Source organism: Mycobacterium sp. SMC-18 (assembly GCF_045310895.1).
Lineage (GTDB): Bacteria > Actinomycetota > Actinomycetes > Mycobacteriales > Mycobacteriaceae > Mycobacterium.
Genome location: NZ_JBJIAL010000001.1, coordinates 309,204 through 316,693, shown reverse-complemented (window position 1 = coordinate 316,693; position 7,490 = coordinate 309,204). Strand labels below are relative to the sequence as shown.

The window sequence follows — 7,490 nt, the reverse complement described above, 5'->3', positions numbered from 1 at the left end:
GGCGCCCAAAGGTTCCCTCAACCTGGACGGCAATCAGGTGTTGAGTGTAAGTGCACAAGGGAGCTTGACTGCGAGACATACATGTCGAGCAGGGACGAAAGTCGGGACTAGTGATCCGGCACCCCCGAGTGGAAGGGGTGTCGCTCAACGGATAAAAGGTACCCCGGGGATAACAGGCTGATCTTCCCCAAGAGTCCATATCGACGGGATGGTTTGGCACCTCGATGTCGGCTCGTCGCATCCTGGGGCTGGAGCAGGTCCCAAGGGTTGGGCTGTTCGCCCATTAAAGCGGCACGCGAGCTGGGTTTAGAACGTCGTGAGACAGTTCGGTCTCTATCCGCCGCGCGCGTCAGAAACTTGAGGAAACCTGTCCCTAGTACGAGAGGACCGGGACGGACGAACCTCTGGTCTACCAGTTGTCCCACCAGGGGCACCGCTGGATAGCTACGTTCGGACAGGATAACCGCTGAAAGCATCTAAGCGGGAAACCTCTTCCAAGACCAGGTTTCTCACCCTTTTAGAGGGATAAGGCCCCCCGCAGACCACGGGATCGATAGACCAGACCTGCACACTTAGCAATAAGTTTAGGGAACTGGCACTAACCGGCCGAAAACTTACACACACCCAAAAAAACCAACGTGTGTAAACAAGAACATTGCACACCAACGTGCCTCGCAACCACAATCCACACCGAAGAATCACACAGACCACACCCCACCACCAAACAACCCACAGGGTTAACGCTGGTGGAGGCGTAAAATGAATAGAGTTACGGCGGCAACAGCGGCAGGGAAACGCCCGGTCCCATCCCGAACCCGGAAGCTAAGCCTGCCAGCGCCGATGATACTGCCCTGCACGGGCGGAAAAGTAGGACACCGCCGAACACAAATTAGGAATCACCCCCCACATTTATGTGGGGGGTGATTCTATTTGAGGAATTTCCATTTCTCGGCTCGGAAATGGCCCGCTGCCGGTGTCCGATTGCTTCGGCGCCGGTGTCTGGAGGGCGGGTTTCGCGAGCAAAGTTCGGCCAGTGACAGGTCGGGCCGTATTCTGACCTGAGATTTCGTAGGAAAGGTTCCAGTGGTCGACAACAGGCAGGGCGGCGATCGCCGCCCCTCGCGCAGAGACGACGGCGACGCACGACGCGGGCAGCGGCCGCAGCGTGACCGCGCGCAGGCCCCCAGGCGCCCCGGTTCAGATCGGAACGGCCGGCCGCCGCAGTCCCGTGATGGCGTGACGCCGTCCGATCGCCCGGCCGGCCCCCGGCTGCCCGACGATGTCGAAGCCAAGCAGCTCTCGCCCGAGGTCCGTCGTGAACTGACGACGCTCGACAAGGCGACCGCGGACTATGTGGCCAAGCACCTCGTCATGGCCGGCGACCTGCTGGAAGAAGATCCGGAAGCCGCCCTCGAGCACGCGCGTGCCGCGCGGAACCGGGCGTCGCGGATCGCGGCGATCCGGGAGGCCGTCGGCATCGCGGCATACCACTGTGGTGACTGGGCGCAGGCCCTTTCCGAGCTGCGTGCCGCCCGACGGATGGGCAGCAAGTCTCCGCTGCTGGCCCTCATCGCCGACTGTGAGCGAGGTGTCGGCCGTCCGGAGCGCGCCATCGAGTTGGGTCGCAGCCCCGAAGCCGAACAGCTCACCGGTGACGACGCCGACGAACTGAAGATCGTCCTGGCTGGTGCACGCTGCGATCTCGGCCAGCCGGCGCAGGCGCTGGCACTGCTGTCCAACCCGCCGCTGGATTCCACCCGGACGGGCCAGACGGCAGCTCGCCTGTTCTATGTATATGCCGAGACGCTGTTGGCTCTGGACCGCAAGGACGACGCACTCCAGTGGTTCCTGCATGCAGCAGCCGCGGACCTGGAAGGCGTCACGGACGCCGAGGACCGCGTCGCCGAATTGGGCTGACGTGACGACGCTGGCTCAGCTGCACGACTGCTTGCTCCTGGACCTCGACGGCACTGTCTTCCGTGGTCATGAGGCCACCGAAGGTGCGGTCGACGCCCTTGCCGCGGTCACGTCGCGCAAGCTTTATGTGACCAACAATGCGTCGCGAAGCCCGGCAGAGGTGGCGGACCACCTCGACGCGCTCGGCTTCTGCGCGCATGCCGACGACGTGGTGACCAGCGCCCAGAGTGCGGCGCACCTGCTCGCGCTACAGCTACCCGCGGGCGCCAAGGTTCTGGTCATCGGTACGGATGCGCTGGCCGCTGAGGTCGCCAATGCCGGCCTGCAGCCGGTACGGCAGTTCACCGACGGGCCGGTCGCGGTGGTCCAGGGGCATTCGCCCCAGACCGGGTGGGCCGACCTCGCCGAAGCGGCGCTGACCATCCGGGCCGGTGGCCTGTGGGTGGCGGCCAACAGCGACAAGACGCTGCCGTCGGAGCGGGGGCTGCTCCCGGGGAACGGCTCGATGGTCGCCGCACTGCAGACCGCCACCGAACAGGTGCCGCAGGTCGCCGGTAAGCCGCAGCCCACGTTGATGAACGACGCCCTGGCCCGCGGTCAGTATGGAACCCCGTTGGTCGTCGGCGACCGGCTCGACACCGATATCGCAGGGGCGAATGCCGCCGGACTGCCCAGCCTGATGGTGCTGACCGGGGTGAACACCGCCGCCGACATGGTGCACGCCGTCCCCGGCGAGCGTCCCGACTACCTGGCGCCCGACCTGCGCTCGCTGGCGGCGCCTGCGGATGCCTTGCGAGTCGGGCCGCACCCCGCGTGGCGGGTCGAGATGTCCGGCAACGAGGTCACCGTCCACGCCACCGGCGAACCCGTTGACGACGAACTGTCGGTGGTCCGCGCGACGGCCGGTGCCGTATGGTCCGGCGCCGTCTCGGGTCGGGTGCGCATCGCGGCCGGGGACGACACGGCACGCGCGGCATTGGATCGGTGGTCGCTGCTCGACGGCACCGATCCGCTAGCGTGAACATCGCTATGAGTACCGATCCTGACCAGATCCGCGAGGACATCGCGGTCCTGCTGTCCCATCTCCCGGATTTGTCCGGCGAGGGCGACGAGACACCGGACCTCGAGGCTGTCGCGGCGGGTTTGGACCACGCCCACAATCTGCTGGTCCGGGCCCTGGAATCGGTCGAGAAGGGGTGACGGGCACGTGACGCGACGCGCACGTGTTGATGCCGAACTCGTCCGGCGGGGGCTCGCCCGGTCTCGTCAACAAGCCGCCGAACTGATCGAGGCCGGCCGCGTGACCATCGACGGTATGCGGGCATCGAAAGCCTCGACGGCGGTGACTCCCGCGGCCAATCTCCTGGTCGCCGAATCCACCGAGCGCAGCTGGGTGTCCCGTGGCGCGCACAAGCTGATCGGGGCGCTCGACGCGTTCGGCGTCTCACCCGAGGGACGACGCTGCCTGGACGCCGGTGCGTCCACCGGCGGATTCACCGAGGTACTGCTGGACCGCGGAGCCCGCGAGATAGTCGCGGCCGACGTCGGCTACGGCCAGTTGGCCTGGTCGTTGCGCTCTGATGATCGCGTCATCGTCATGGAGCGGACGAACGTGCGGGAGCTGACGGCCGAGGCCATCGGTGGCCCGGTCGACCTGGTCGTGGCCGATCTGTCGTTCATCTCGTTGGCCACGGTCCTACCGGCACTGACCGCATGTGCGTCGGCCCTAGCCGATATCGTTCCCATGGTGAAGCCGCAGTTCGAGGTGGGCAAGGATCGAGTTGGAGCCGGTGGTGTGGTTTCCGACCCGGAATTGCGCGCCGATGCGGTGCTGACGGTCGCGCGGCGCGCCGCGGAACTCGGCTGGCATGCGGTCGACGTCACCGCCAGCCCACTGCCCGGCCCGTCGGGCAACGTCGAGTACTTCCTGCGGCTGCGGGCCACGACCGATCAACCGCTGCAGGGCGACGCGCTCGTCGCAGCCGTCGGCCGCGCGGTCGCCGAGGGGCCGCAGTGACGCGCGAACGCACCGTCCTGCTGGTGATCCACACCGGCCGCGACGAAGCCACCGAAACCGCAACCCGTGTCGAAAAAGTACTGGGCGACAACGGAATCGGTTTGCGCGTGCTCGCCGCCGAAGCCGTCGACCGGGGGGCTCTGCACCTGGCCCCGGACCACATGCGCGCGATGGGCGTCGACATCACGGTCGTCGATCCCGACAGCCATGCGGCCGAGGGCTGTGAACTGGTCCTGGTGCTCGGCGGTGACGGCACCTTCCTGCGGGCAGCCGAGCTGGCCCGCAATGCCGAGATCCCCGTGGTCGGGGTCAACCTCGGACACATCGGGTTCCTGGCGGAGGCCGAGGCCGAGGCCATCGACCATGTGCTCGAGCGCATCATCAACAAGGACTACCGGGTCGAAGAGCGGATGACGCTCGACATCGGGGTCCGCGTCGACGGTGAGATCGTGCAGCGCGGCTGGGCGCTCAACGAAGCCAGCCTGGAGAAGAGCAGCCGGTTCGGTGTGCTGAACGTGGTGCTCGAGGTCGACGGCCGTCCGGTCTCGGCGTTCGGCTGCGACGGCGTGCTGGTGTCGGCCCCCACTGGATCCACCGCCTATGCCTTCTCCGCGGGCGGCCCGATTCTGTGGCCCGACCTCGAAGCAATCCTGGTGGTACCCAACAACGCTCACGCCCTGTTCGCCCGTCCCATGGTGACCAGCCCCGACGCATCGATCGCGATCGAGGTCGAAGCGGGCAACAATGACGCCATGGTGTTCTGCGACGGCCGCCGCCAGATGGTGGTCCCGGCCGGTGGCCGGCTGGAGGTCACCCGCTGCGAAGTCTCGCTGAAATGGGTTCGACTCGACAGCGCCCCGTTCTCCGACCGTTTGGTGCGCAAATTCCGGTTGCCGGTGAAAGGGTGGCGCGGCCAGTAATGCTGACCGAGATTCGCATCGAGGCGCTCGGCGCCATCAGTGCGGCCACTGCCGAATTCGGCCGTGGTCTGACTGTGCTGACCGGCGAGACCGGTACCGGTAAGACCATGGTGGTCACCAGCCTGCACCTGTTGGGGGGCGCGCGCGCCGACCCCAGCCGGGTGCGTTCGGGTTCGGCCCGCGCTGTCGTCGAAGGCCGTTTCACCACAACCGAACTCGGCGACGGGGTGTCCGAGCGGGTCGATGAGATTCTCGAGGCCTCCGGCGCCGACCGCGATGACGACGGCAGCGTCATCGCCGCGCGTTCGGTGAGCAAGGACGGGCCGTCGCGCGCATACCTGGGTGGCCGGAGTGTGCCGGCGAAATCGCTGGCCACGTTCACCACGGAATTGCTTGCCTTGCACGGGCAGAATGATCAGCTGCGACTCATGCGTCCCGACGAGCAGCGCGGCGCGCTGGACCGCTACGTCGACGTGACCGGGCTGCTGGCCAAATACCGCAAGCTGCGGGACGAATGGCTCACTGCCCGACGAGATTTGATCGACCGCCGCAACCGGGCGCGGGATCTCGCCATGGAGGCGGACCGGCTGCAGTTCGGGCTGGGGGAGATCGACGCGGTGGCGCCGGAAGCCGGCGAGGACGACGCGTTGGTCGCCGACATCCGCCGGCTGTCCGAGCTGGATGCGCTGCGGGACGCCGCGCAGACGGCCCGCGCGGCGCTGTCCGGCGAACTCGGCGATGGCCCGTCGGACGACGCCACGTCGGCACTCGATGCCGCGGCGCAGGCCAAGTCGGTGTTGTCGGCGACGGACGACGCCGTGCTGCGTGCCCTCGGCGATCGCCTGGCCGAGGCGCTTGCGGTGATCGGTGACGTGTCCGGTGAACTCGGTGACTATCTTTCCGAATTGCCCAGCGACGCAAGCACTCTGGAATCCAAGCTGGCGCGCCAGGCTGAGCTGCGCAACCTCACCCGCAAGTACGCCGCGGACATCGACGGGGTACTGCAGTGGGCGGCCGACGCCCGGCAGCGGCTGTCGCAGCTCGACGTCTCGGAAGAAGCCCTGGCCGAACTGCAGAAACAGGTCGACGAACGGCACGACAAGGTGGTGCTGGCCGCCGCCGAGGTCACCAAGGCCCGCACCAAGGCGTCGAAGTCCCTGGCGAAGGCGGTGACCGCGGAGCTCGCCGGTCTGGCGATGGGCGGCGCCGGATTCAGCATCACGGTGTCACCGCTGGAGGCGCGCGCCGACGACAGCGCGCCGCTGACCTTGCCCGACGGCACCCTCGTGCATGCCGGGCACGACGGCGTCGACGCCGTCGAGTTCGGTTTCACGCCGCACAGCGGTTCGGACGTGCTGCCGCTGGCCAAGAGTGCGTCCGGTGGCGAGTTGTCGCGCGTGATGCTCGCCCTGGAAGTGGTGCTGTCGGCGTCCGCCGAAGGCACCACCATGGTGTTCGACGAGGTCGACGCCGGTGTCGGTGGCCGCGCCGCCGTGCAGATCGGCAAGCGCCTGGCCCGGCTGGCCCGTACCCACCAGGTCATCGTCGTGACGCACCTGCCGCAGGTCGCGGCCTACGGCGACGTGCACCTGGTGGTGGAGAGCGGCCCGAAGTCGAGCCGCGTGGTGCGCCTCGAGGACGAGGACCGGGTCGCTGAGTTGGCCCGCATGCTGGCCGGACTCGGCGACACCGACAGTGGTCGTGCGCATGCTCGCGAGCTGCTCGAGGCGGCGCAGCAGGAGCATGCGGCGCCTTAGGGGTTGGCGGGCGACAGCTCGGCCTGTCCCCATCTGAGTGGACTGACGTCTGTCAGCTCGATCACCTCATCCACGGTGAATTCCACCGAACATTGCGGGCCGTCGTCCCAGATGATCTCGGCGGTGCCGGTCAGCTGCAGCGTGGTCCCGGTCTGCCAGTCGGGGATCAGCAGTCCGGCGCGCGGGTTGGCGCTGATGTTGCCCAGCGTCATGAACATCGAATTGCCTCGGTAGTCCGGCCAGCGCAGCCGGTTCGGCGAAAGCACCTGCAGGAAGCCGGGATTGCCGCCGCGGTGCGACGCATCGGCGTTCCCGTCCGGATCGGCCGACCCGATGAAGAAGGTGTCGGTGCGGGCGACTACGCGCTGCAGACGCTCATCGAGGACGTCGGCGTGACGGACTTCCGGACGATGCGTCTCCTCGGCGACACCGTCGATGTACCTGCGCGAGATGTACTTCGGGCAGTTCGAGTACACCTGGTCGGGGTGGATACGGAGCCCGTCATCGGTCGGTTGGGCGACGCCGTTGACCCGCATGCGGCGCCGGGTCTGCGGTTCGATCGCGATCATGCCGACCTGCTGGCCCGGCCGGCGTACGACATCGTGCAGCGGATCGCCAGGCACGGGCAGGGCGTCGACCACGATGGTGTGGTCGTCGTCGGCGTGCACGAACCCGGCGGGGCCGGTGACCAAACTGGCCCAGACGCGGCCCGCGTCGTCTGTCGCGGCGAGGACCACCATGGGCTGCTCGGCCAGGAAGGCCGCCGCGGCGGCCGGAATCTCCGTACGGATCATCCGGCCGACGCGGACAGCGATCTCCGCCTGGCCCATGCGCCGCTGCACTTCCAGCTCACCGGCGTGGTAGGCAGTCATGGCGCGG

7 protein-coding genes and 2 rRNA genes are annotated in these 7,490 nt (G+C 67.6%); 8 read left to right on the top strand and 1 reads right to left on the bottom strand.

Annotated elements, in window-relative coordinates; translation table 11 throughout:
* The 8 genes from ACJH6J_RS01565 to recN form a co-directional block, all read left to right on the top strand.
* Positions 1-622: ribosomal RNA gene (locus ACJH6J_RS01565) — 23S ribosomal RNA — on the top strand; the annotation flags it as partial.
* Positions 623-770: 148 nt separating this feature from the next.
* Positions 771-884, top strand: a 5S ribosomal RNA gene (rrf, locus tag ACJH6J_RS01560).
* Positions 885-1,083: 199 nt separating this feature from the next.
* Positions 1,084-1,917, top strand: a complete 834-nt coding sequence (locus tag ACJH6J_RS01555) for a tetratricopeptide repeat protein (protein ID WP_212814166.1) — start codon at positions 1,084-1,086, stop codon at positions 1,915-1,917.
* 1 nt (position 1,918) lies between these two features.
* Positions 1,919-2,938, top strand: a complete 1,020-nt coding sequence (locus tag ACJH6J_RS01550; protein ID WP_212814168.1) for an HAD-IIA family hydrolase — start codon at positions 1,919-1,921, stop codon at positions 2,936-2,938.
* 8 nt (positions 2,939-2,946) lie between these two features.
* Positions 2,947-3,117 carry a hypothetical protein gene (locus ACJH6J_RS01545; protein WP_090562517.1) on the top strand — a complete coding sequence of 57 codons (171 nt, stop codon included), beginning with the start codon at positions 2,947-2,949 and terminating at the stop codon, positions 3,115-3,117.
* A gap of 7 nt (positions 3,118-3,124) precedes the next feature.
* Positions 3,125-3,934 carry a TlyA family RNA methyltransferase gene (locus ACJH6J_RS01540; RefSeq protein ID WP_212814170.1) on the top strand — a complete coding sequence of 270 codons (810 nt, stop codon included), beginning with the start codon at positions 3,125-3,127 and terminating at the stop codon, positions 3,932-3,934.
* Positions 3,931-4,854: an NAD kinase gene (locus tag ACJH6J_RS01535; RefSeq protein ID WP_020100018.1), complete on the top strand. Its 924-nt coding sequence runs from the start codon at positions 3,931-3,933 to the stop codon at positions 4,852-4,854. Before ACJH6J_RS01540 ends, ACJH6J_RS01535 begins: the two co-directional genes overlap by 4 nt.
* On the top strand, positions 4,854-6,611 hold the full coding sequence (gene recN / locus ACJH6J_RS01530; RefSeq protein ID WP_212814770.1) for a DNA repair protein RecN: 1,758 nt from the start codon (positions 4,854-4,856) through the stop codon (positions 6,609-6,611). Before ACJH6J_RS01535 ends, recN begins: the two co-directional genes overlap by 1 nt.
* Here the strand turns inward: recN and ACJH6J_RS01525 are convergent.
* Entirely contained in the window at positions 6,608-7,483 is an 876-nt protein-coding gene (locus ACJH6J_RS01525) for a pyridoxamine 5'-phosphate oxidase family protein (protein WP_406776119.1), read from the bottom strand. The genes recN and ACJH6J_RS01525 overlap by 4 nt on opposite strands.
* Positions 7,484-7,490 lie beyond the last annotated feature (7 nt).